Source organism: Carnobacterium funditum DSM 5970 (assembly GCF_000744185.1).
Lineage (GTDB): Bacteria > Bacillota > Bacilli > Lactobacillales > Carnobacteriaceae > Carnobacterium_A > Carnobacterium_A funditum.
This window is the reverse complement of record NZ_JQLL01000001.1, coordinates 167,704-192,771: the sequence shown is the minus strand read 5'-3', so window position 1 is coordinate 192,771 and position 25,068 is coordinate 167,704. Positions and strand designations below refer to the sequence as shown.

Here is a 25,068-nt window from a genome sequence, read left to right as displayed (position 1 = left end):
AACGCTGCTAGCGACTAATTGATTGAGGACTCGTTCAGTATTCGTTAGCTAGTGCCGTTCTAGCTAACGATTCTTTTTTGTATTCTTATGGAAGTGTGAACTATGACGCTGCTAGCTCTTAGTTTGCCCCGGTTTCTTTGTCGAATGGTTAAGTAGAGCACCGCTACTCAAGAATTCAAACGCGTTTTTCCAGCCTTTTATGAGGTACAGCGCTGCTAGCGACTAATTGATTGAGGACTCTTTCAGTATTCGTTAGCTAGTGCCGTTCTAGCTAACGATTCTTTTTTGTATTCTTATGGAAGTGTGAGGTAGAGCGCTGCTAGCGACTAGTTGATTGAGGATTCTTTCAGTATTCGTTAGCTAGTGCCGTTCTAGCTAACGATTCTTTTTTGTATTCTTATGGTAGTGTGAACTAGAGCGCTGCTAGCGACTAGTTGATTGAGGATTCTTTCAGTATTCGTTAGCTAGTGCCGCTCTGGCTAACGATTCTTTTTTGTATTCTTATGGAAATGTGAGGTAGAGCGCTGCTAGCGACTAGTTGATTGAGGATTCTTTCAGTATTCGTTAGCTAGTGCCGTTCTAGCTAACGATTCTTTTTTGTATTCTTATGGTAGTGTGAACTAGAGCGCTGCTAGCGACTAGTTGATTGAGGATTCTTTCAGTATTCGTTAGCTAGTGCCGCTCTGGCTAACGATTCTTTTTTGTATTCCTATGGAAGTGTGAACTAGAGCGCTGCTAGCTCCTATCCCGCTCCGGTTTCTTTGTCGTATGGTTAAGTAGAGCACCGCTACTCAAGAATTCAAACGCGCTTTTTCAGGCTTTTATGAGGTAGAGCGCTGCTAGCGACTAATTGATTGAGGATTCTTTCAGTATTCGTTAGCTAGTGCCGTTCTAGCTAACGATTCTATTTCATATTCCTATGAAAATGTGAACTAGAGCGCTGCTAGCTCTTAGTTTGCCCCGGTTTCTTTGTCGAATGGTTAAGTAGAGCACCGCTACTCAAGAATTCAAACTATTCTCCTTACTCATATACAATTCCAAAATAATAATTGGTAGAATCTGATTTAATAAAAGAAAAAACCTAACCCTTTACTAGAATTACAGCCATCTTGTGGTATTTTACTAGAATAATAATTGGTTTTAGTTGGTTACGCAATCGTTCATTAGGTGTTCCTTCTTCATTTTCCTAGATAGTCATTTTAGCTTGTTCAGATATCAACTTTTTTTATCTTGCTGCTTGTAAATTTCACCAACTTGATCCAAATGGACTACATCATATAATTGGTTTGATGCACTAGTATAAGCAATGATTCTGTTCATTCTAATACGCCTTTTTAAGACACCTTATTTTGACATCCATTTAGTCGTCCTTTACTACTTATGCTTATAAATTTAGTTTAGCAAAAAAAGTTTTTTCTCAATCAATAAAACAATTCTGCTACATTAAAAGAAAGTCTAATTCAATTTTCCTCTTACCATTAGACGTTACTATAATTGAGTTTACGACTGTTATATGATAAACTTCAAGCAACGGAGTAAGCGCTTACTTTGAGCGGTTTATTTTGTCAACAAAATTATTTTGAGGAGGAAGTTAGGATGACTAGTTTTGTAGAATGGGAATTTTTGACCGAATTTGTAGAAAAAGCTTTTATGGCTTATGGGGTACCTGAAGCAGATGCTAAAATTTGTACAGATGTTTTATTGCAATCTGATAAAAAAGGGATCGAGAGTCACGGGGTCAATCGCTTTAAACCAATTTATGTTGATCGGATTAAAGCGGGTATCCAAAGCCCAGTAACGGAATTTGAAATCGTACGGGAAACAGCTACGACTGCTGTTGTTGATGGACACGATGGGATGGGACAAGTCATTGCACACCGTTCCATGCAAATGGCGATTGATAAAGCCAAGCAATACGGCATGGGCATGGTTGCTGTACGAAATTCCAGCCATTATGGCATTGCTGGTTACTATACCGATATGGCTGCTGCCGCCGGATGCATCGGCATGAGTGGCACGAATGCTCGCCCCTCTATCGCTCCGACATTTAGCGTACAAAATAAACTAGGCACGAATCCCTTAACCGTTAGTTTCCCAACAGATGAAGAATTCCCATTCTCACTAGACTGTGCTACTTCCATTATTCAACGAGGACGTATCGAACTATATGAACGCGAAGGAAAAGATACCCCTGCTGGCACAGTCATCAGCCATGACGGCTCTGCAATGACTGATTCTTCAGAAATTTTAAAAGCGCTCCAATCTGGCCAAGCCGCTTTAGCTCCACTGGGTGGCATTGGAGAAGAGCTTTCTGGGTATAAAGGTTACGGCTACGCCACAATCGTCGAAGTTCTTTCTTCTGCTTTACAGCAAGGCAATTTTTTAAGTTTATTATCCGGTATTGGAGAACAAGGTGAAAAAATAAAATTTCATTTAGGTCATTTCTTCATTGCAATTGATACGGAAGCCTTTATGGGATTAGAAAGCTTTAAGAAAACGACTGGTGACATCATGCGTGAACTAAGAGCAGCTGAAAAAGCTCCTGGTGCTGAACGCATCTATACAGCCGGTGAAAAAGAATATTTAATTTGGCAAAAACGCAAAAAAACGGGTCTGCCAGTCAATGAACCTGTTCAAAAGGAACTGATTGCGATTCGTGATGATGCTGGATTAACGGATTATCGCTTCTCATTTGAAGAGTAAAGGGGATTTATCATGGATAATAAAAAAGAAGCTCTAAGAAAGCACTATGAGTGGAACGGTAAAATCGAAGTCATCAGTCGAGTCTCAATCAACACTCGTGAAGATTTGGCCTTGGCTTATACTCCCGGGGTAGCTGAGGCTTGCTTGGTGATTGAACAAGAACCGGATAAAGCTTATGAATTGACCCGCAAAAACAATTTAGTGGCGGTCATTACCAATGGAACCGCCGTACTTGGTTTGGGAGCTATTGGGCCAGCAGCTGCGATGCCGGTGATGGAAGGCAAGTGTATTTTATTTAAAGAATTCGCCGGTATAGATGCTTTCCCAATTTCGATTCAATCAAAAGATAGCAATGTCATTGTTCAGACCATCGAACAGATCAGCGGCAGTTTTGGTGGCATCAATCTAGAAGACATTGCCGCTCCTGAATGTTTTGAGATTGAACGCCGTTTAAAAGCTTCGCTAGATATTCCGGTTTTCCACGATGATCAACACGGAACGGCCATAGTTGTTGTAGCTGGTTTAATCAACGCACTAAAATTGGTGAATAAAACCTTTGAAACGAGTAAAGTAGTCGTCAATGGAGCCGGTTCTGCGGGGATTGCTGTCGCAAAGCATCTTTTAAACTTCGGAGTGCAGGATCTGATCTTAACCGATAAAAGTGGGATTTTAACCAGTGACACGCCTAATTTGAGCGCTGAACAACAACACATGACAACGGTCACTAATTTAACCAATCAACAGGGTGACTTAACCGCGGCTTTAAAAGATGCTGATATTTTTGTTGGTGTCTCTGCAGCCAATATTCTAACTAGTGAAATGATTCAGATGATGAATCCAGATCCGGTTGTCTTTGCGATGGCTAATCCCGTCCCTGAGATTATGCCAGACTTAGCTATTAAAGCTGGAGTGGCTGTCATTGGAACTGGGCGCAGTGATTTCCCTAATCAAGTTAATAACGTCCTTGCGTTTCCTGGCGTTTTCAAAGGAGCATTAAGTGTCAGAGCTTCTGATATCAATGAAGACATGAAAGTCGCTGCCTCTAATGCGATTGCTGCTCTTGTCTCTACGGAGGAATTGAAGGCCGACTATGTGATTCCTGACGCCTTAGACCCACGAGTCTGCCCAGCTGTTGCTGAAGCCGTAAAAGAAGCTGCTATTAAGACTGGAGTCAATCGGATCTAGCTCTACTTCTTGAATGCGTAATGATCATCAGACTAATTACAATAGAACAGGATTAATGACGGTGTCAGTGATAGAAAATTCACTGACACCTATTTTTTGCGTAAATCGATTGCCTAAAAAGCTGATTACGTCCGAGTCATTGATAAACAACATACAACTGGTCTGTTTCAAACTAAAAACCTCCCAGTCGATGAAATAAAATCATCGACTGGGAGGTTTCAGTATTTTTATAGATAAGTTAAAAAAAAAACAGGCTCAACTGGTCGATATGCACGCTTAAAATCAAAGAATATCAGAAACTCATTTTGGGACAAAATGGTCAAAAACAGGTTAATCTATGTGTTTTAAACAACTTAAGTGCTAAGCAATCCCTTAAAACATGCACTTGCTGCTCTAACCACGATTGTCTTTACCTTATTTCTTTTTTTATTTCTGTTATTAGCGTTTAAGTCTTTTTTATCCTGCTATGGGTCACGATTATTGCTAGAAATAGCGTGTAATGGACGAGTTGACGGCGAAAACTACTCTACTCATCCATTTTAACTTAAAACCCAATGAGTTGCTGGAAGTTCATCGGCAACTCATTGGGTTTTTTACTATTTTGAATGAGTGAACCTAAAAAAACTAGCTACTCATCCATTTTGGGACAAAATGAACAAAAACATCCTACCGTCCATTTAATATACCTTATCTTGAGCCGACCCCCTAAGTTTAGATTTTTTAGGTCTAACTTTCGGGGGGCGGCTCAAGGCTCTTCTACCTTTTAGTATTTTTAAACCATTAGAGAATCAAAGTGGTTTTTAATATTATAAAAAGGCCTTAATCGATGAGTATACGGCAAAAACTAGTTCACTCATTGATTTTAACTTAGAAATCAATGAGTTGCTAAGCTATAAGTCTGTACTCATCGACTTCTGTGCAATTTTGGATGAGTACCACTAAAATAGCTTACTACTCATCCAAATTTGCTTGAAATCTTACGATTATTCCCGTTTTTATTGTCTACAAAGTGAATTAAGTGCTGTCTTAATACGATTTTTCGAAGCTGTTTCGTTGCACCAACGATAGATTATTCGTGTTGAAAGCTTGCTATCCGGAAAAAGTTGTTGATACTCTTTGATCGTATTTAAAATTGCAGAATGAAATGTATTTTTGTAACTACAGTCGTAGCATTGGTAATTTTGGCGATAATTGACTAAATCAAATGAACCACAAGACTCACAGCGAACGCCTTTTTTAAGGGTATTAAAATCATATTTTGGGATATCCTCGACAAAGGGTGTTGATTCTATTTTATACAACATGAGGGTTTCGACAAAGCGATGAGCTGATTCTGCTAGCAATTCAGTCTCTTTATTTAATTTGGCAAAGTGACTTTTTAACTGTGTCGGCAGCAAGATAGCCTCATTTTCTGGCGCATGAAATAAAGTGAATTCTGGATGAACGTATACTACGTATGCCTTAACTTTTAAAGTATAGCCCAGCTCTCTCAAGAATATTTTGAGCTTATTTTTAGAGCTTTGCATTTGAATCAATGGGTTACTTACCTCAAAATCAGGTTTTTTCAAAAGCATTTCTGGACCATAACAATACTCGCCGCTATAATTTTTTATTTCATACAAATAAACAGTCTGTCCTATTAATACCAGTGAATCAATTTGGAAAGCATTTGACATTTTTGGTTGCAGCAACAAATCATTTATGACCGTACAGCCTGCCCCCAACTTCGCTGCCATACGGTCGAATGCCAATTCACCTTCAAACCCCTTTTGCAAACTATTCAGGTAATGCGTATCTTTTTTGGATAATGTTGTTCTTCGCGCTAAAGACTCCATAATCACCAACGAAATAGGTTTAGATCGTTTATTATATATCATGACATACCTCCTATAAACTAACATACCGTTATAAGATAAATACGCATTTAAATAAAAACTAGTTATTTTATTAGCCAAAAAAACGATTAACAAAAAAGCTTAAAATCGACGAGTGGGCAGTAAAAACTTAGCAACTCATCGATTCCCCAACAGAAAGCGAGCAGTTAGCGGAGTGAAATCTCCAACTCATTCATTTTGATTTGATTTTGAATGAGTTGCAGTAAAAACTGTCTCTACTCATCGATTTAGCAGGTAAGCCATAGGTAGAACCTGATTAAACATTTAAAACAGGTGAACAATCCATACTATAGTAGCTAATTATGACTTATTCCAATATGTTTGAACTGCTAGACCTAGCAGTTCTTCCTTATTGCACTCAAAAACAATGAATCGTTAACAAAAAAGCTTAAAATCGACGAGTGGGCAGTAAAAACTTAGCAACTCATCGATTCCCCAACAGAAAGCGAGCAGTTAGCGGAGTGAAATCTCCAACTCATTCATTTTGATTTGATTTTGAATGAGTTGCAGTAAAAACTGTCTCTACTCATCGATTTAGCAGGTAAGCCATAGGTAGAACCTGATTAAACATTTAAAACAGGTGAACAATCCATACTATAGTAGCTAATTATGCCTTATTCCAATATGTTTGAACTGCTAGATCTAGCAGTTCTTCCTTATTGCACTCCAAAAACAATGAATCATTAACAAAAAAGCTTGAAATCGACGAGTGGGCAGTAAAAACTTAGCAACTCATCGATTCCCCAACAGAAAGCGAGCAGTTAGCGGAGTGAAGCCCTCAACTCATTCATTTTGATTTGATTTTGAATGAGTTGCAGTAAAATCTGTCTCTACTCATCGATTTAGCAGGTAAGCCATAGGTAGAACCTGATTAAACGTTTAAAACAGGTGAACAATCCATACTATAGTAGCTAATTATGCCTTATTCTAATAAAAAGAACTGCTAGACCTAGCAGTTCTTCCTTATTGCACTTCAAAAACAATGAATCGTTAACAAAAAAATTTGAAATCGACGAGTGGGCAGTAAAACCTTAGCAACTCATCGATTCCCCAACAGAAAGCGAGCAGTTAGCGGAGTGAAGCCCTCAACTCATTCATTTTGATTTGATTTTGAATGAGTTGCAGTAAAATCTGTCTCTACTCATCGATTTAGCAGGTAAGCCATAGGTAGAACCTGATTAAACGTTTAAAACAGGTGAACAATCCATACTATAGTAGCTAATTATGCCTTATTCTAATAAAAAGAACTGCTAGACCTAGCAGTTCTTCCTTATTGCACTTCAAAAACAATGAATCGTTAACAAAAAAGCTTGAAATCGACGAGTGGGCAGTAAAAACTTAGCAACTCATCGATTCCCCAACAGAAAGCGAGCAGTTAGCGGAGTGAAGCCCTCAACTCATTCATTTTGATTTGATTTTGAATGAGTTGCAGTAAAAACTGTCTCTACTCATCGATTTAGCAGGCAAGCCATAGGTAGAACCTGATTAAACATTTAAAACAGGTGAACAATCCATACTAACTCAGCTAATTATGCCTTATTCCAATAAAAAGAACTGCTAGACCTAGCAGTTCTTCCTTATCGTACTTCAAAAACAATGAATCATTAACAAAAAAGCTTAAAATCGACGAGTGGGCAGTAAAACCTTAGCAACTCATCGATTTCCCAACAGAAAGCGAGCAGTTAGCGGAGTGAAGCCCTCAACTCATTCATTTTGATTTGATTTTGAATGAGTTGCAGTAAAATCTGTCTCTACTCATCGATTTAGCAGGTAAGCCATAGGTAGAACCTGATTAAACGTTCAAAACAGGTGAACAATCCATACTATAGTAGCTAATTATGCCTTATTCCAATATGTTTGAACTGCTAGACCTAGCAGTTCTTCCTTATTGCACTCAAAAACAATGAATCGTTAACAAAAAAATTTGAAATCGACGAGTGGGCAGTAAAACCTTAGCAACTCATCGATTCCCCAACAGAAAGCGAGCAGTTAGCGGAGTGAAGCCCTCAACTCATTCATTTTGATTTGATTTTGAATGAGTTGCAGTAAAAACTGTCTCTACTCATCGATTTAGCAGGTAAGTCATAGGTAGAACCTGATTAAACGTTTAAAACAGGTGAACAATCCATACTAACTCAGCTAATTATGCCTTATTCCAATAAAAAGAACTGCTAGACCTAGCAGTTCTTCCTTATCGTACCTTAAAATTAGTTAGCATAAGCCACATAAACAAAGTTTTATTGCTTAAATGTATTCAAAGGCAGTTGGGTTGGTTGTTGCTTTTCAAAAATCGTAACCGATGAAACACCTTGCTCTTCTAATAACGTAATCGCGTCTTCAAAATGATAACCATAATAATCAGTAGAATGGGCATCTGAGCCTAGTGAGAAAGATTTCCCGCCTAATTCCAGATACCATTTGATCATTTGTTCATACAACGCTACATTGCCGTATTGATACATGCTGCGCGTATTTAATTCGAAGGCCATCTCTTTATCGATAACTTTTCGCAAAACATTTTTCAAGATCGCTTGGTGTTCTTGTAATTCATCTACAGAAACGTCAGACAACCGAATGCCATAATCAAAGTGTGTTAAGACATTCGCCGTTTGGAATTGTTCCAATGCTTCCAATAACAAAGGAAAATACTCGTTCATCACGTCTTGAACATTCTTTTCTTTGACAATCGGTTGTAAAAAGTCGTATTCGCCATTTTGATGCACACTCAATAGTTGCACATCAAACTCTTTATCTTTTAGGTAGTCTAGAATTTGAGCATGAGAATCTTTGGTGTAGCCAATTTCAATGCCTTTACGAATGCGGTGATTGTAGTTTGTATTCAGCTGGTCAATTGTTTTACGATACTTTTCATAATCCAAAATAGTATCTTCCCCGCCCATAAAAAGGTCGTTAAAATCCAAGTGTTCAGTCGTCACGATTGGACCCGTTGTTTGATCTAGATACGCTTCCAAGGTTTCAGATGAATCGGGTGAAAAATACGTGTGCATATGTTGATCGTACCTAATCATAAAACCCTCACCTCCACTTTTTCATTCATAGCGCTCTTTAAACTCTACTTTACCTGCAATCTTATTAAACTTCAAGACAATTGCGTTTTTCAAAACTCAGATGAACGTCCTCGCCAATTTTAAATAAGTTAAACGAACGATACAGTTCATCTACTCGCAGTTTTATGCCTGCACAATCGACATAATAACTTAAAATATTGCCACTAGTTGATTGATCAACTATCTTTCCTTGAAGACTGTAGCGTTCTTCATCGAATTCAAATGGCATACGAGATGAATCAATCACTTCTGGCCGGATAGCTATGCTAGCGCCGATGCGTTGACTTGAAAATTGGTGAAATTGTTCAGGCGATAAGATATTGTAGTTGCCCATAAAAGAAGCGACGAAATGAGTTTTAGGGTGCGTGTAAACCTCAGTAGGTTTGCCAGACTGTTCCACTTTGCCATCATTCATCACATGGACCACATCGGATAGGATCATGGCTTCATCCTGATCATGCGTCACAAAAATCGTGGTAATATTCAGTTCTTTTTGAATCCGCTGAATTTGCTTTTGCAAACTTTTACGCAATTGGGCATCGATAGCCGATAAAGGTTCATCCAGCAACAATACTTTTGGTTCATTAACAATGGCTCGTGCTAGCGCCACTCGTTGTTTTTGCCCACCCGATAATTCTTTAGGGTACTTTTTTTCTTTGCCGCTTAAATTGACAATCTCAATCATCTGAGCGACTTTTTCTTTAATGATCGCTTTATTTTGTTTTTGCATTTTTAAGCCAAACGCAATATTTTCTTCAACTGTCATATTAGGAAATAGGGAGTATTGTTGAAAAACCATGCCAATCTCACGCTTACCCGGTGGCAAATTGGTGATGTCTTTGCCATTGATGCTTATCGTACCCCCGTCTAATCGTTCAAAGCCAGCTAATGAACGAAGCAGCGTTGACTTTCCACAGCCAGAAGGACCCAACAACGTAACGAGGTGTCCTTCTTCAACAGACAAAGATAAGTCTTTTAAAATCATATTTTCTCCATCATATGATTTTTGAATGTTCTTAAACTCGATATAACTCATTTCCAACTCGCTCCTTTTCCACTAGCTGTTTCGTTTTAGAGACTTTCACTTGTTTTTTTCGTTTGGGTTTAGGTTCTTTGTTTAAGTGATTGACGCCAAAAGACAACACCAGCATTACAAGGAACATTACCACTGAAACGGCACTAGCTGCATGTCCAGACGAGCCTCTTATTTCATTCAAATAAATGCCCATTGTTTTGTAATAGCTACCGGCTAAAATATTGACCAAGACAAAATCGCCAAATAGAATCCCCGTTGACAACAACATCGTTGCAAACAATCCCTTCATCATACTCGGCACCACAATTCTAAAATAAGCATACACTTTGTTAGCCCCTAGAATTTCAGCAGCTTCCAAAATAGGAATGACCTCAATGGTTAACAAGGCATTCTTAATTCCTTGATACATATAAGGCAAAATGATGATGCTGTAGGCACAAATCAACAGCAGAATCCGGTTAGATAAGATGCCTCCACCACTTGTATACAACGAAAGAATACTAACCGCTAAAATGACACCCTGGATCCCATAAGGAATTTTGGATAAAATATCTAAGTATTTGTCTAATTTCGGAAAATAAACTTGCACGGCGTACATCGCTAAAAGCAAGAGAACAAGTAAGATAACCGTTGGCACTATTGCAATCACTAACGTCCGCAACAACACGGGTAACAGTTGATTGTCGCCTGTAAACAATTGCGTATAAAAGGATAACGTAAAGCCTTTTGGTACGATGCTCGTAAAGTCTCTGAAAATCGAATTTACTAGTGTTCCAATCAGTGGCAACAGTAAAATAAATGAGAGAATAAAAAGAATGGCATTGCTGAACCATGGATGATTTTTCTGCATATTACCCTTCCTTCTTCATTTTTTTTAATACATTCGTACTGATGACCGTCATCACGCTCATTAACAACAACAAGATGACGGATAAAGCACTCCCTAATTCAACTTGCTGCACAACATCTCCCGTAAACATAGCTGAAATCCGAATCGGTAAGAGTGCATAATTGTTGCCCATTAAAGCGTACGGTGTCGCGTAAGCCGCTAATGCATTGGAAAAGAGCACTGAAAAAGTACCAAATAGACTTGGCAAAACAATGGGAATACCGACACGCATCCAAAAACTAAACTTAGAAGCATTTAATAGCATCGCCGCTTCTTTGTATTCTTGGTGAATCGCATCAAATGACGGATACAGCAATAATGTTGCTAACGGTATCTGGAAATAAATGAACGTCATCAGTATGCCTGTACTGGAATAGACATCAAAGTTTGCCAGAAAATTAATGTTCATTTGTTGACCAATTAGTACCAACACCCCTGCATTTCCCAACAAAATAATAAAGGCAAAAGCCAACTGGATGCCTTGGAAATTTGAAGCCATATTGATCAAATTGATAAAAAATCGTTTCACTTTAGGTGTCGCGTGATGGATAGCGTATGCCCCCAAAACAGCAACCGATAAGCCAATCACAGAAGACCAGACAGCAATCATCAGACTATTGAAAATGGACATCCGATAATAGTCGCTGGCAAAAATACTTGTAAAATGAGTGAGTGTAAAGCCGCTTGTTCCAATTGGCGAAACGCTATTGATCAAAATGCTCAGCAAGGGGAAAATTTCGAATAAGATAATTAATACCATAAACGGTAGTAAAAATAATAAATAAATGCCATTCTTTTTTTTGATGGTCATAACTTTGTTCCCCCTTAGATAAACGTCAATTCCTGCATGGCGGCACTTTTTTCAATTTCCAACAAGTGACACATTAAAGGAGCCAGTTGCAATTGCGGCACAAGCGTTTCTCGGTAATCGCCAGTAGTGACTTTATCTGAAAAGATGTACAAAGGAACCTGTCGTTCATCATCTGTTACGCCATTATGTGTGCAGTAGTCATTCATGCCATGATCGGCAGTCACGACAACTTGATAGCCTTTCACTAGCCAATCCATCAGATAATTGGCTAAGATAGCATCTATTTTGACCGTTGCTTGAACGTACTCTTTACTTTGTGAACCAAACTTATGGCCACTATCATCAATATTCATCGAGTGGATTAAGGTATAATCGGTTTGCTTTTCGTTAATTAAATAGGCCCCATCCGCTATCAAATGATTGTCCGGGTAATGATCTTCAAAATAAAACAACCCATTTTGAATCGTATGCGCTGTATCCAATTGAATGCGGTCGGTCATGAAATCGAAGGGGGCTTTATTGTACAACTCGCTCACCCAATGGTAACTAGCCGCCCCGGTTTTTAAACCGGCAGACTTAGCTAGTTGAAACACACTGGTTTCTTTCGAGCGTTTGACCGTGGCATTAGAAACAATGCCATTCAAATAACTGGGTACCCCTGTTTGGATGACCTCGTAAAGCGGTCTAGATTGTGCTGGTAATTCTGATTTTACGGTATATGATGCACATTGGTTGTTTTCGATTAAATGTTCTAGAAATCCCATATACGTATGAGCGGTTTTAGCGTTCAAGCCATCTAGTACGACTAAAATGACTTTATTCATGTCTCGACACCCCCATCTTGTTCGATTATTTTACTTGTGTTAAGACTTCTTCTTGCCATATTTGACCTAATCCAGCTGCAGCTTTGTCCCAGGCGGCTGTGTCTTTGATTGGTTGAGCTGCTTCGTATTGATCAGTAGCAATCAACTTTTCTTGCACATCTGCTGGTAGTTTTACGGATTCGCGAATTGGACGCGCATAGCCTTTTGCTAAATTAATTTGGCCTTCATCCGATAAAATGTATTCTCTTGCTAATGCTGCAGCATGAGGATTTGGCGCATACGCATTGATAATGGTCGCATAACCACTTTGAACGGTGCCATCTTGTGGAATGGTGACGGAAAAAGCCGCATCTGGATTGTTTGCTTCAATTGAATCTGCATAGTTTAAGGCATTAAAATCCCAGAAAATCCCTACTTCAATTTCACCTGCTTCTAATCGAGCTAAATCCGTATCGCCCATATCCAATCTGCCTTGACTAGCTAATTCTGCGAAAAAGGCCATTCCTGGTTCAAGATTGGTTTCATCGCCACCATTCGCAATTGCTGCTGCCAATACCCCATTTTGTGCTTGAGTCGCAGCGTTGACATCTCCTATGCTCACTTTGTAATCACCTTTTAGAATATCAGCAAAGGACGTTGGTGCTTCTTTTACCGCATTCGTATTGGTGATAAAAGAAATTGTCCCTGTATACCCCACAATCCAATCCCCATCATCGTCTTTTGCCCATTCTGGAATTTCTTCCCAATAAGACGTCTTGTAAGGAAGGGTTACGCCTTTATCTTCTGCAATTGGACCAAATGACTGACCAACATCCCCAATATCTTTTGTGGCATTTTCTTTTTCAGCTTCGAATAACGCAATTTCTTCGGCCGAACTCATATCCGTATCGGCTTGAGTAAGTCCATGCTTCTTTTCAATTTCAGCCCATGTTTCACCCCAGTTCGCCCAGGTATCTGGCATGCCGACCGATTGGATTTTGCCTTCTTCTTTGGCTTTCGTTTCAATTTCTTCAGTCGTCAACGCATTTAAGTCAACCTGTGTTGGTTGGACTGCTTCGCCTTTTGCGCCACAACCGGCTAGCAAGACTCCAGCTAATAAAGTTGATACTAATCCTTTTTTTAAATGATTCATGTTTTATTCCTCCTCAGTTATATGTAGATAGTTGTAAAAAAAGCATCCTTTTTTTCATAAAGGTTGTTTTCTTTCAACAACCAAATCTTACCAAGCAGATATGGTTTTTAAGCCAACTTCTTGTTAAGTCTTTGTAAATGACAGATTAGATTTGTAAATTTTTGGACAACAAAAAACCGTTTCTCATAGTGAGAACGGCTTGTAAGGTACCCTTTTTAATTAGTAACTTTCGAGAAAAACTAGGAATGATTCAGCATTTCATCTCTTTATTACACCATCTGTCGACCATTCATTCATTTTGTAGTCAGTTCATGAATGAAGATAAAGTGAATTTTCTCTTGTCTTGCTAGGTTTCTAAAAGTCAAAAGAGGTCTTTTACTTTTTTATCGGTTTGTTTTCCAGTCCCTGACTTCAAAAAACTTTTCACTTCGGAAATACTCAATTGGTTACAGTCTTCGTAAATGGTGTGTTTCAAGACAGCTGCAGCTGTTGCAAAGTTTGTGATTGTTTGAAAGTCATCTTGGCATAGCAGTCCATGTGAAATTCCACCAGAAAAAGCATCTCCTCTTCCAATACGATCTACAATCGGATCTATTTTATGGCAATCAGACGCATAATACTTTTTGTCCAGCCATAAATTTCCAGTTAAATCATTTACAGTTACTGAATGTCTGTCCCTTTTGGTTGAATAAAAAACGGTGCTGTTGGGAAATAGTTTTTGCATCTCTTGATAGTAGTACGTCATTTCAGCTTTGCCATTATTTTCCCCATTGTATTTAGAAATAGTAAGAAGATACTGAGCATCCATGTCTCCTGACGAACAATAAACTACATACGGTAAAATCATTTTGATAGCTTCTCCCGCCTCTTTCTGACTCCACAACTTAGCACGATAGTTGATGTCAAACCTAATTTTAACCTATCCACCCTATTCAACTCTTTGCTTTTTGTCCTGCTTGTAGGCCTTTATAGTAAAGCAAAAAAACAGAAATCGTCATTTCTAATTCAACTCTTATATTTTAATCGCCACTCACTGCAACTAGTTTTATATGCTCAACTTATCACTTGACTTGGATAATTAATTATTTGAATTTTTTCAAACACCTATCTAGGCCTTTCAAGAAAAGAATAGGTTCGAATCTATAAAGGCCTATCAAACTGGATAAAAATCTCTTAACAATCTCCTAGTAGCTAACGCTAGCTTGTTAGGAAGTCTCCACCAAAAAAAACGAACCTCTATCTATCAGTCGACAGCACATTTAAGTCAATTGAGTCAATTCTTTGATAAAGGCGCTTTTTCTAGCATAGGTCTTTTTATAGTACTCCATCATTGCCACTTTTTTATGACTCTTCCCATTTGACTCCAGAACTTCACCTAACAATACAATTAAATCAGCTACTTTATAATACACTTTGCGGTAACCGCCACCTACTATGGCATCGGCGCGTTTCTCTATTTCTTGCTCTAACCATCCAAGATAAGCGTCTATTTGTTCAGGTGTTAACTCAATCGTGTTTTCCCATCGTTTCATATCATCCGTTACACTCATTTTTTCAGACTCCTGAATTCTTAAGTCTCTCTATAATTTTTTACTGGCTAATTCTTTCGCCTTACTCGCTTCTTCACTTTTATTCAGTATCAAAAGAAATAATGGAACCATTCTACCTTTGATACTCTTTTCCCAATCTAGGTCATTATCGTCTCTTTTACACACGCTTTGAACAAATACAAATTCATGATTAAAAAACGAATCAGTTGTTTGTTTTCAGCACTCAGTCCGTTCTCATTTAATTGACTAGCGGCGTTGGAAACTTTTATGGCAACTAGATTTGGAACACTTTTTGCATAGTTTGCTGCTCTTTTAGTTACTACTTCGTAGTCAGGCAGTCTAAATAAGCGTAAGTAAGTTGGCACAGTAGAATGAGAATGAAAAGCCGCTTCGTATAACTTCGCTATCTGATCCTTGTGGTCGAGTTGCAGGGCTACTTTTATGGTTAACTCTGCTATTCTATTGCGCACCACTAAATTTTCAGCCAACTTATCGATAGCTTTCAACCCAATTCGTTCACATTCGAGAAAAAGATCATTGTCATAATAAAACTTACTAGCATTTTCAAACAAAATTGGGTGCATAGCCGCATTCTTTTCAGCTTCTTCACACAGGCGGTTAATTCCGCCAGAAAATAGACAAGCCTCCGTCAGTAACTCTCCTGCTCTATCGCCTGATGTTTTTCTTAAGAAAACAATCCATTTTTCAATAAACAAGGGTACATCTTTTAATTCCAAAGAAAAAACATTCTCTATTTTGATCTCTCCAAACATCTCCCACGATAAGTAGCGAAAAAAACATGCTGGCCTTTTTTCCATAGGCAGTGCCTGGTAGTGAGCGTACAGCAGTTGAACGCCGATTTGTTTTAACTCTACTTGAACGACTTGTTCTTCTACCAGTCGTTCCAGATCCAATTCTTCATCTAGCCATTCTTTTCTTTCGCTATCAAAGCCGCCGAAAGGAATGGTACAAAGCCAATCATACAAATCTGCCGCTTTCTGGTATTGTTTAGCTGCTGCCCATTCTTTAGCCGTCTGTAGGGCTTTAAGAATGCTTAGATTGATACCAAAAGGATCGTTGTATTCATAACCTTCTTCTCTATCCCAGTAGTCTTCATCATATAGTTCATAGTAAACACATTCATAATAGATTTCTCTTTTCTCTATCTTTGATTGCCAACTTTTTAATTCACTCGTTGAGAAACTAACTTCTGAAATCTTTTGATCGAGTGAGAGTTGAGTTTTTAATGAATCTAAAAAGTCTCCGTGTTGATTGTCTTTTTGCGTTAATGTTTTGTTATAAATCCAAGTAGACTTTTCTTGATCTGTCATATCTAATAATTGATTATAAACTCTTTGTCATCCATGTGTTAAACCTTTCCTTCACTCGTTATTTTATCCTTTGTTAAGACAGCATTTCTTATACTTTTTCCCACTGCCACATGGACAAGGATCATTGCGCCCTACTTTTTTGATTTTGGGTTGTCCAATTGTTGGAAATTTTGTCTTTGAAAAATGTTCGTATAATTCAGTTGGAGTAAACCCATTGTTTTCTCGCAATCTCGTATTGTTAGCTAAGTCTACTATCAATTGCATTATGTTGTCTTCTTGTTTCTGATTTTTAAATATTACTTCTCTCATTTCAAATAATCTTAAAGCATTTTTTAAAGAATAATCGAACTGGCAATACCCTTGAATATCTTCACTGAACATCTCAGCTTTATAAACGTCTCCCTTAAAAATAGCAGTCAACAAGTATTGCTTTAATTCATCGTATTCTTTCGTTTCTTCTACATAGTACTCATCAGTATAGTTCATCAATTCTTCTTGTTCAGGAATATAAAATGGCTTCGACTGTTGATTTAAGACTAATTCTTCGAAATTACCTTCTTCAACAACCACATCATGAATAACATATCCTTTATGCAGATAAACAAAGTTAGTTTCCAATAAGTCTTCATTTTCATGGATAGTCGTTACTGCCTTTTGAAGACTCCACTGTGTTTTATTTTGACTATTATAGATTTCAACAATTTTTTCCAACTGCACGATACCGTATAAGTGAGTCAGAGCATTGGCGTATTTTACGATTCTTTTCATTCGTTTCACTCCTTTTTATTGTACTCTATTTTTTGACTTATTTTATTAGGGCGTGTCTGAAAACTGACTGCCATCCTGATTTTCGGTATAATAAAAGAAAACAGGAGTGATCATGATGAGTATTGAACGTTATGAGCTGACTGATGTGCAGTGGAATCAAATCAAAAATCTGTTTCCCAAATATCACACAGGTAGACCACCTAAAAGCAATCGTATAATGTTCAATGCTGTTTTATGGATTGCTAGAAGCGGTGCTGCTTGGCGAGATCTGCCAAAAGAACGTTACGGATCATGGAAAACGGTCTATAGCCGCTTTTGTTTATGGCGTGATACTGGTTTACTTGAATCCCTTTTTATTACGTTGAATTATGAAGCAGATTACGAAAAATTGAGTATCGATTCAACCGTTGTAACGGCGCATCAGCAGAGTGCCGGTGCAAAAAAAGGGGGCTAAATTCTGTCATCTCGCAACATATCGGTAAAAGCAGTGGTGGGCACACAACAAAAATACATGTCATCGTAGACGGATTAGGAAATCCATTATATTTTCAGCTATCAGGTGGAAATCTCCATGATAGTGTTCTCGCTATTGAAGTTCTTCAACACGTTGAAATACAAGGCAGTAATGTTATTGGCGATCGTGCATACGGTTCTTTAGACATTCGGACTTATGTGACGAATCACGATGCGACTTATACCATTCCACCAAAGAAAAATACAAAAGAACCTTGGACTGTTGATTGGTGGCTATATAAAGAACGTCATTTGGTGGAGTGTTTCTTTAATAAGTTAAAGCATTTCCGTCATATCGCGATTTGTGACTGCTAAACTAAATAGTGCAGATATTGCTAAATAAGAATGTGCACTTTTCCCCAATTACTTCCTTCGATTTGATAAACTAGAAAAGTTAATCTATTGAATTGAAGGAGCAGGAAAAGGTGAATTTTGAAAAATTGAATACTATAGCGAAAGTACATCATTACAAAAAGAAAGGCTATCCAAACACAAAAATTAGTCGGTTGTTGGGTCTTCATAGAAACACAGTATCGGCATATTTAAAGAAAGAACCAGAAGACAGCATCTCTTGGCTTGAAGCTCAAGAAACTCGTTCTAAAAAGCTTGATCCCTATAAAGAAACGATTGTAGGCTGGCTGAGTGATGAACCTGACTTATCCGCTGCACAAGTAGAGGATTGGTTAAAAGAACAGTTTAATTTTCATGAGGCCGCATCGAGTACGATTCGATCATATGTTAAAGAAGTACGCGAAACCTACGGTATCCCCAAGGTGCTTATTTACCGGAATTACGAAGCTGTGCCTGAATTACCTAAGGGAAAACAAATGCAGGTCGACTTTGGAGAAATAATAGTAAAGCGTGCGTTATCGGAAAAACCTATTAAACTTTATTGCGTTGGTTTTGTGTTATCGCATTCTCGATATAAATATATTGAATGGCAGGATAGACCGTTCACAACCCATGATGTGATTCGAACACATGAGAATGCATTTGACTATTTTGGTGGGCGAACAGAAGAAATAGTCTATGATCAGGATAAGTTGATGATTGTAAGTGAAAATCATGGAGATATCCTTTTCACCAAGAAATTCCAAGCATACAGACAAGAAAGAAAATTCATTGCTTATGTCTGTCGAGCAGCTGATCCGGAATCTAAAGGAAAAATTGAAGCAGTTATCAAATTTGTTAAATACAACTTTGCTCGTGGAAGACGATTCCATTCGATAGACACTTGGCAAGAGCAATGTGAATCCTGGTTGAACAGAACCGGAAATCATAAGATTCATGAAAAAACAAAAAAGAGACCGAAAGACGTGTTTACCCTGGAAAAGTCACACCTCATCTCGATCTCAAATTATAAAATTCCTTCGAATAATGAAAGTATAACAAAGACAGTTTTGAAAGACAACACGATTCAATACAAGTCTAATTACTATTCCGTTCCATTAGGAACGTATCAATCAGGAAAAGCTATTAAAGCCCGATTGATTATACAAGACAGTCAGCTGGTAATCTATGAAATGAAAAAAGATAAAAAATTGGGTTCTCATTCGCTTATCAAAGGAAAAGGTAACCTGGTAAAAGATCCCCTTCATGGTCGTGCGCAAGAGAAAATCCGAAAAATAGAGCAGCATATTCATGAAGTTCTTCAATTGTTTGAAGATAAAGAAAAGACAGCTCACTTCATTAACCAATTAAAAGAACGTTATCCGCGGCACATTCGTGACCAATTGCGTGTTATAGAAGAAGTTACCACATTACATGGTGAGTTTGCCGAAGAAGCTTTAAATGAGTGTCTCCTACTGAAATTGGTTAGTGCTGTTGAGTTTCGGGACGTGACAAATGAAATTAAGCGACGTCATTCAGAGACAGAAATGACTTCTTCAGAGCGGTCTTCCTTACCAGATAAGTACAAAAAAATAACCGCTGTAGAACGACCATTTGATTCGTATCTACAAGTACTAGGAGGAGAAAAATTATAGGAACGACAGAAGTTCTTCAACGTCAGTTTAAGCAATTCCGTATGACGGAAACTGCGAATATTCTTCCTCATTTATTAAGAGAAGCTGAGCAACATTCCTGGACGTACCAGGAATTACTTGTGGCATTATGTAGTCATGAAGAAAATCGTAGAGACGAAAAAATCACTCGGAAACATCTCAATTGGGCACAATTCCCTTTTGAGAAGTCCCTAGAGGACTTTAATACACTTGGCGATACTGCACTGAGCAATCGTCAAATTAATCAACTGAAAGAATTTGATTGGTTGAAACAAGCCTTTAATCTTATTTTTTTAGGACCACCAGGTGTAGGTAAAACCCATATTGTTTATGGCATTATAGTATTGTAAGTTTCGGCAGTTAATTTATGTAGGTCTCTTGAGATAAAAAAAAGAGGCCACTTGCCAACATTCTCATAAATACCGTACCATCTTAGTTGGATAGACTAATCAACGGGAGGTACTTATAGGAGATGTTAACAGTGACCGAAATTAATTATATCAGAGAACAAGTAAACCTAAAAGATGAAACTTACGCAACTATAGGACGAAAGATGGGTATTGACGCTAGGACAATCAAAAAATATGCAGATATGGAAGACTTCAATCTACCTAAACCACATAAACAAACCCGCACAGCTCGAGTAATGGATTCAGTGAAGCCAGTGATTGATAAATGGCTAATAGAAGACTTCAAAAAGAAGAAAAAGTACCGCAGAACAGCTAAACGAATCCACCAGCTCCTCCTGGAGCAATATGAGTTTACAGGATCAGATCGAAGCATTCGTGATTATGTATCTAAAAGGAAAAAAGAATTACTGAATATAGGACAATCTTCTGCCATTCCTTTAACTGCCAAACCTGGTATGGCACAAATCGATTTTGGAGAAGCTCCTTTTTATTATAAAAATACCTATACAACTCTTTCCTATTTAGTTCTTTCTTTTCCTTATAGTAACACCTTTTGGTTTCAGGTTTTGGAAGCTCAGAACAAAGAAGCTTTTTTAGAAGGAATGAAGCGTATTTTCCACCATATGGGTGGTGTACCAAAAGCCATTCGCTTTGATAACCTTTCGCCAGCTGTAAAGAAAATTAGACCTCATGGTAAACGAGATTTAACGGAGGAATTCGAACGTTTCACTGCGCACTATGGATTTCAGCTAGAGTTCTGTAATCCTGCAAGAGGGAACGAAAAAGGACACGTCGAAGCTATGGTAAAGTATGTACGGAATAATTTTCTTCTTCCAGAAGTGCATACTCATGATTTAAGAAGTTTGAACCAAGACTGTTGGGTATTAGCTGAAAATGACCGGAAACGGATCCATTATCAGAAACAACTGCCCATTTCCGAATTGTATTCGGCAGATAAAGAAGCCTTTCTCTTATTACCAGAAAAAGAGTTTGACTGCGTTCGTTACGAAGAAGTAAAAGCAGATAAATATGGTTATGTTCATTTTGATACAAATCTGTACTCTAGTTCACCACGATTCGCTCTTGAAAAAGTTCTATTAAAAATTTCTTACGAACACATGACTGTTTTTAGCTTGGACTATAAAGAAATTGTTCAACATAATCGGCTATATGGTTACAAAGAGAAATCGATGGATTGGCAACCGTATCTTTCACTTGTCTCAAAACGGCCTACGGCTCTTAAATACACAAGCTTTTATGATCAACTCCCAGATGCGTGGCAGTCTTATTTTTCTCAATGTACGGTGGAAGAAAAGAAAGAAAGCTTACAACTGCTTTCGACTATTCTAAAGGATAATCATATGGAAATTGCCATTCAAGCTCTTCTGCAAGCTTCTGAAAATGGTCATCCAAGTGCAGAATCCATTAAACAAGTTTTTTATCAATTGGTAAATGGGCGCGGCGTTCGAGTGATTGCCCAATTACCTCAACACACACCGTCCATGCCTACTATAACTAGAGGACTTGGTCAATACGATAAACTCTTTAAACCAATGGAGGATGAGAACCATGCATGATGACATTTTAAACTATGCGAAGCGATTGAAGTTGAGTTGGATTCCGCAGCACTATCAGGAGGTAGAGGCACAGTCACAACAAGAGTTTCTCCTAAAGTTAGTTGAAGCAGAAGTCACTCAACGGGAAGAAAAGAAACTGAATCAATTATTAAAACAATCTACCTTACCTACGGTGAACGGAGAATCGTTTATATGGAATGATATCCAGCTTCCATCTGGAATGACGAAGGATTTTCTTCTTCAAGGAGACTTCTTAGAACATAAAACGAACTTAATCTTTTATGGAGGTGTTGGAACAGGAAAAACCTTCTTATCTACTTTGATTGGGCTAACAATTATCCGAACACAAGCAAAGAAGGTGAAATTTTATACGGTAGCTTCTTTAGTCAATGCACTTTTAGAAGCAAATAATAATGGCAATTTAGGAAAATTAATGAAACATCTCAGTAAACTAGATTTACTCATTTTGGATGAATTGGGATATATCCCTTTGCATAAACAAGGTGGAGAATTACTTTTTCAAGTTATTTCAATGTGTTATGAAACAAGAAGCATTATTATCACCACGAATCTTCAGTTTGGACAATGGAATCACGTTTTTGGCGATCAGATTCTAACTGAAGCAGTTGTCGATCGGTTAATTCATCATTCTCATTTACTCATTTTTAATGGTGAAAGCCACAGATACAAGCAATCTATATTAAATAGCAAGTAAAAAAGAAAGAATGTCGGCATACATTTTTAACTGCCGTTTCTTACATTTCCTACTTGCCAAAAACACCAATTAAGTGTAGCCTATCCATAGATGTTAATCTTAGTATCTATAATTTAGAAACACATCGCATAACATTTTTGCTATATTAGATAAAATAATTTATTTAATATATCTTTTTTGAAATGCAGAAAATAGAAATTCATATAAATTTTTAAATATAAATTTGTTATTATTAATAACTAACATAATAAATACTATCTTAAAGAATAATGAAGTTATATTATTATCAAAATAGAAAACAAACGCAATTCCTAGTAAAGATATAATATCAAAAATATGATTCAAAATATTAAAATTAAGCTTTAATATTTTTCTGGTATTAATCAAGCGAACAATCCAGATAACCATATAACTTACTGATGTAGCAATAGCTGCTCCATAACCACCATAATTTGGAATCAATATTAAATTTAATATTATATTAATTACCGCACCAAACATAGTAGAGATAAATAGCATATTAGTTTTTTTAGAAGAAGTATAAATCGATCCTAAATAAGCAGACATTCCATTAAAAAAATATGCTACCAATAATATTGGTACAAAATTAACAGCTAAATAAAATTCACTGGAAAACATAATTCGAGCAATAGTTTTTGAAAAAATAATCAGTAGGACACATACTAAAATATTAATTCCAAATAAAAATGTATAAGCATTTGAAAAATTATCATTTTCCTGAGATTCAAACTCTTCAACAGCAGAAATTTGCCAAGCCTGCATAAAAATACTTGTAATTGTATTTAACAACGAGGGTATCTTATAAGCAATAGCATATAATCCAGTCAAACTAGCACCATAAAAATAATTGATTAAAATTTTATCTGAACTGTTGCTTATCCACCAACTTAAAGAATTAGGAATCATAGGAAGAGAATAAAGCAACATCTCTTTTTTTAAAATAATATTACTTCTTTTAAATAGTGTATTAGGTTTTATATCTAAAACAATATAATAAATAACTGATATAAGTAATCCAGTGATAATTAAACTATAATAATATCCATTTATACCCTTATCTAAATATAATAAGAATATGAGGTTTAGTACTATTGTTAATACTGTATCAATAATACCCATAATAACAACTAACCTAATTTTTTCTGTCCCTCTAGCGAAAAATGAAAATACCTGCTTTAAAGCAGTAAAAATATACGCTGCAAGAAAGTACCAAATCAGATTTTCTAAATTCAAAAATTTTAATAAGGGTGGCATAATAATTAATAATGGTATCATACCTATAAATATTGTTTGTAAGCCTATCGATAAAATTTGGCTTTTATCAGTATTTTTTTCTAAACAAAATCTTATTATAGCTTCATGAATTGTCAGCGTAAATACTGGTAAGATTAAACTAATTAAAGTTGTTATTAAATCTATCTTTCCATACTCAGAAGTTGATAACGTTCTACTATACAAAGGTACCAAAAAAAATACTAATATTCTTGATGAAAATGATCCTATTGCAAAAATCAATGTATTAGAAACTAATTTATTCAAACTTTTTTTTTTACTCATTATTAAGCCCTCACTAAAATCACTATTTAGATAATCTGATTTGTCAAATTAAGCTATACAAAATATCTTCATCCATGTAACTCATAAAAACTTCCAGCGGTGTTTGGTAATTTAATGACTTTCTTGGAATTATATTCCGTTTGTGTGCAACAGACGATACGAAAGCCTGATCAACTTCGTTGAAATCCATTTCTTTTGGCAATCCATCTTTTCGAAGAAGCCCATTAGAATTCTCGTTTAAAGCTCGTTGTGAAGGCGTTCCAGGGTCAGCGAAGTAGATAGCGACATCATGCTGGTTGCACAAAGATTTCCAGTTGGAGAACTCCTTACCGCAATCAAAAGTAATTGATTTGAATAATTTTTTTGGTATGGATTGGAACCATTGATTCATAGCACTCTCAATGTCGCAGGCTTTACGCCCTTTGGGCTTTAAGGTAATGATAGCTTTCGATAAAATCTCTACTAGAGTAATGACCGCACTTTTGTGGCGGACACCTACAATGGTATCTCCTTCGATATGACCAAATTCTTCTTTAAATGTTGGATAATCTATTATTCTTTCAGAGATATTTCGTTTATAAGCTTGTCTACCTCTACGTTCTTGATGTCCGTTAGGCTTTCTTTTCCCTTTCATTGGAAGGGTAGCTTCATCGAATGTTTTTTCTTTAAATTGTCTATAAAGTGTTCGTACGGAACAGTCTATTGTCATTTCTTTACGGCCAATAATGACATCAGGCGTCCAGCCTTCAGCTACTTTTCCCTTGATATAAAGATGTTGTTCTTCTGGTAAAACAACTTTTTCGCGTCCACACTGCTTCTTGTTTTTCTTATACCGTAGGTAATACTCGAAAGCTGTATGTCCTGCTCTGAAGAACCTGATAACATTATTAATCGGTGTTCGAGTACGATTCAAGTAAGCAGCTATTTTAGCAACTGGAATACCTTGATGGTAATAAGCTTCTATCATCACTAGTTCATCCATGGTAATATGGGTATAGGTCATTTGTGATCACTCCTTGTTTTCTATGGTTGGAAATACAATTAGAGTGTATCACGAATGGCTTTTTTATTTGTATAGCT

22 protein-coding genes are annotated in these 25,068 nt (G+C 37.1%); 8 read left to right on the top strand and 14 right to left on the bottom strand.

Annotated features, from left to right (window positions below):
* Positions 1-1,596 precede the first annotated feature (1,596 nt).
* Together BR44_RS00800 and BR44_RS00795 are read left to right on the top strand one after the other, a co-directional pair.
* Positions 1,597-2,703, top strand: coding sequence for an Ldh family oxidoreductase (locus BR44_RS00800; RefSeq protein WP_034549744.1), 1,107 nt, complete (start codon positions 1,597-1,599; stop codon positions 2,701-2,703).
* Positions 2,704-2,715: 12 nt separating this feature from the next.
* Positions 2,716-3,888: an NAD(P)-dependent malic enzyme gene (locus tag BR44_RS00795; protein WP_034549742.1), complete on the top strand. Its 1,173-nt coding sequence runs from the start codon at positions 2,716-2,718 to the stop codon at positions 3,886-3,888.
* A gap of 36 nt (positions 3,889-3,924) precedes the next feature.
* Here BR44_RS00795 and BR44_RS12010 read toward each other — a convergent pair whose 3' ends face one another.
* The 12 genes from BR44_RS12010 to BR44_RS11770 form a co-directional block, all read right to left on the bottom strand.
* Positions 3,925-4,059, bottom strand: coding sequence for a hypothetical protein (locus tag BR44_RS12010; protein ID WP_281173114.1), 135 nt, complete (start codon positions 4,057-4,059; stop codon positions 3,925-3,927).
* An 824-nt stretch (positions 4,060-4,883) separates the two neighbouring features.
* Positions 4,884-5,765 carry a nuclease-related domain-containing protein gene (locus tag BR44_RS00790; RefSeq protein ID WP_034549739.1) on the bottom strand — a complete coding sequence of 294 codons (882 nt, stop codon included), beginning with the start codon at positions 5,763-5,765 and terminating at the stop codon, positions 4,884-4,886.
* A 2,255-nt stretch (positions 5,766-8,020) separates the two neighbouring features.
* Complete coding sequence (locus BR44_RS00785) at positions 8,021-8,812, bottom strand: histidinol-phosphatase HisJ family protein (protein ID WP_034549737.1); 792 nt, start codon at positions 8,810-8,812, stop codon at positions 8,021-8,023.
* Positions 8,813-8,876: 64 nt separating this feature from the next.
* Positions 8,877-9,887 carry an ABC transporter ATP-binding protein gene (locus BR44_RS00780; protein WP_034549735.1) on the bottom strand — a complete coding sequence of 337 codons (1,011 nt, stop codon included), beginning with the start codon at positions 9,885-9,887 and terminating at the stop codon, positions 8,877-8,879.
* Positions 9,868-10,737, bottom strand: a complete 870-nt coding sequence (locus BR44_RS00775) for an ABC transporter permease (RefSeq protein ID WP_051912422.1) — start codon at positions 10,735-10,737, stop codon at positions 9,868-9,870. The genes BR44_RS00780 and BR44_RS00775 overlap by 20 nt, the downstream gene beginning before the upstream one ends.
* A gap of 1 nt (position 10,738) precedes the next feature.
* The gene (locus tag BR44_RS00770; protein WP_156954853.1) at positions 10,739-11,587 is read right to left on the bottom strand and encodes an ABC transporter permease; all 849 of its coding nucleotides are present in this window, start codon (positions 11,585-11,587) and stop codon (positions 10,739-10,741) included.
* 14 nt (positions 11,588-11,601) lie between these two features.
* On the bottom strand, positions 11,602-12,411 hold the full coding sequence (locus BR44_RS00765; RefSeq protein WP_034549734.1) for an alkaline phosphatase family protein: 810 nt from the start codon (positions 12,409-12,411) through the stop codon (positions 11,602-11,604).
* A 25-nt stretch (positions 12,412-12,436) separates the two neighbouring features.
* Positions 12,437-13,543 (bottom strand): ABC transporter substrate-binding protein, encoded by a 1,107-nt coding sequence (locus tag BR44_RS00760; protein ID WP_034549733.1) that lies wholly within the window; start codon positions 13,541-13,543, stop codon positions 12,437-12,439.
* Between the two features lie 361 nt (positions 13,544-13,904).
* Entirely contained in the window at positions 13,905-14,390 is a 486-nt protein-coding gene (locus BR44_RS00755) for a carbohydrate kinase family protein (RefSeq protein WP_051912420.1), read from the bottom strand.
* Between the two features lie 412 nt (positions 14,391-14,802).
* Entirely contained in the window at positions 14,803-15,093 is a 291-nt protein-coding gene (locus BR44_RS11015; RefSeq protein ID WP_051912418.1) for a hypothetical protein, read from the bottom strand.
* A gap of 137 nt (positions 15,094-15,230) precedes the next feature.
* Positions 15,231-16,424: a hypothetical protein gene (locus tag BR44_RS00750; RefSeq protein WP_051912409.1), complete on the bottom strand. Its 1,194-nt coding sequence runs from the start codon at positions 16,422-16,424 to the stop codon at positions 15,231-15,233.
* Positions 16,425-16,487: 63 nt separating this feature from the next.
* The gene (locus BR44_RS11770; protein WP_245592902.1) at positions 16,488-17,192 is read right to left on the bottom strand and encodes an SEC-C metal-binding domain-containing protein; all 705 of its coding nucleotides are present in this window, start codon (positions 17,190-17,192) and stop codon (positions 16,488-16,490) included.
* A gap of 115 nt (positions 17,193-17,307) precedes the next feature.
* On the opposite strand from BR44_RS11770, the gene BR44_RS12005 reads away from it, so the two are divergent.
* The 6 genes from BR44_RS12005 to istB all read left to right on the top strand — a co-directional run bounded on the left by BR44_RS12005 (position 17,308) and on the right by istB (position 22,410).
* Complete coding sequence (locus BR44_RS12005; RefSeq protein ID WP_211249853.1) at positions 17,308-17,646, top strand: IS5 family transposase; 339 nt, start codon at positions 17,308-17,310, stop codon at positions 17,644-17,646.
* Complete coding sequence (locus BR44_RS12120; RefSeq protein WP_084676069.1) at positions 17,580-18,020, top strand: IS5 family transposase; 441 nt, start codon at positions 17,580-17,582, stop codon at positions 18,018-18,020. The genes BR44_RS12005 and BR44_RS12120 overlap by 67 nt, the downstream gene beginning before the upstream one ends.
* Before the next feature lie 110 nt (positions 18,021-18,130).
* A complete protein-coding gene (gene istA / locus BR44_RS00735) occupies positions 18,131-19,690 on the top strand; it encodes an IS21 family transposase (RefSeq protein ID WP_034549731.1) in 1,560 nt (519 codons plus the stop codon).
* The gene (locus BR44_RS00730) at positions 19,684-20,058 is read left to right on the top strand and encodes an ATP-binding protein (RefSeq protein ID WP_342668078.1); all 375 of its coding nucleotides are present in this window, start codon (positions 19,684-19,686) and stop codon (positions 20,056-20,058) included. The genes istA (BR44_RS00735) and BR44_RS00730 overlap by 7 nt, the downstream gene beginning before the upstream one ends.
* Before the next feature lie 122 nt (positions 20,059-20,180).
* Complete coding sequence (gene istA / locus BR44_RS00725) at positions 20,181-21,695, top strand: IS21 family transposase (protein ID WP_034549729.1); 1,515 nt, start codon at positions 20,181-20,183, stop codon at positions 21,693-21,695.
* A complete protein-coding gene (istB, locus tag BR44_RS00720) occupies positions 21,688-22,410 on the top strand; it encodes an IS21-like element helper ATPase IstB (protein ID WP_034549727.1) in 723 nt (240 codons plus the stop codon). Before istA (BR44_RS00725) ends, istB begins: the two co-directional genes overlap by 8 nt.
* 159 nt (positions 22,411-22,569) lie before the next feature.
* Here the strand turns inward: istB and BR44_RS00715 are convergent, their stop codons facing one another.
* Together BR44_RS00715 and BR44_RS00710 are read right to left on the bottom strand one after the other, a co-directional pair.
* Positions 22,570-23,988 (bottom strand): lipopolysaccharide biosynthesis protein, encoded by a 1,419-nt coding sequence (locus tag BR44_RS00715; RefSeq protein ID WP_034549725.1) that lies wholly within the window; start codon positions 23,986-23,988, stop codon positions 22,570-22,572.
* Positions 23,989-24,031: 43 nt separating this feature from the next.
* Complete coding sequence (locus BR44_RS00710; RefSeq protein ID WP_034549723.1) at positions 24,032-24,991, bottom strand: IS30 family transposase; 960 nt, start codon at positions 24,989-24,991, stop codon at positions 24,032-24,034.
* Positions 24,992-25,068 lie beyond the last annotated feature (77 nt).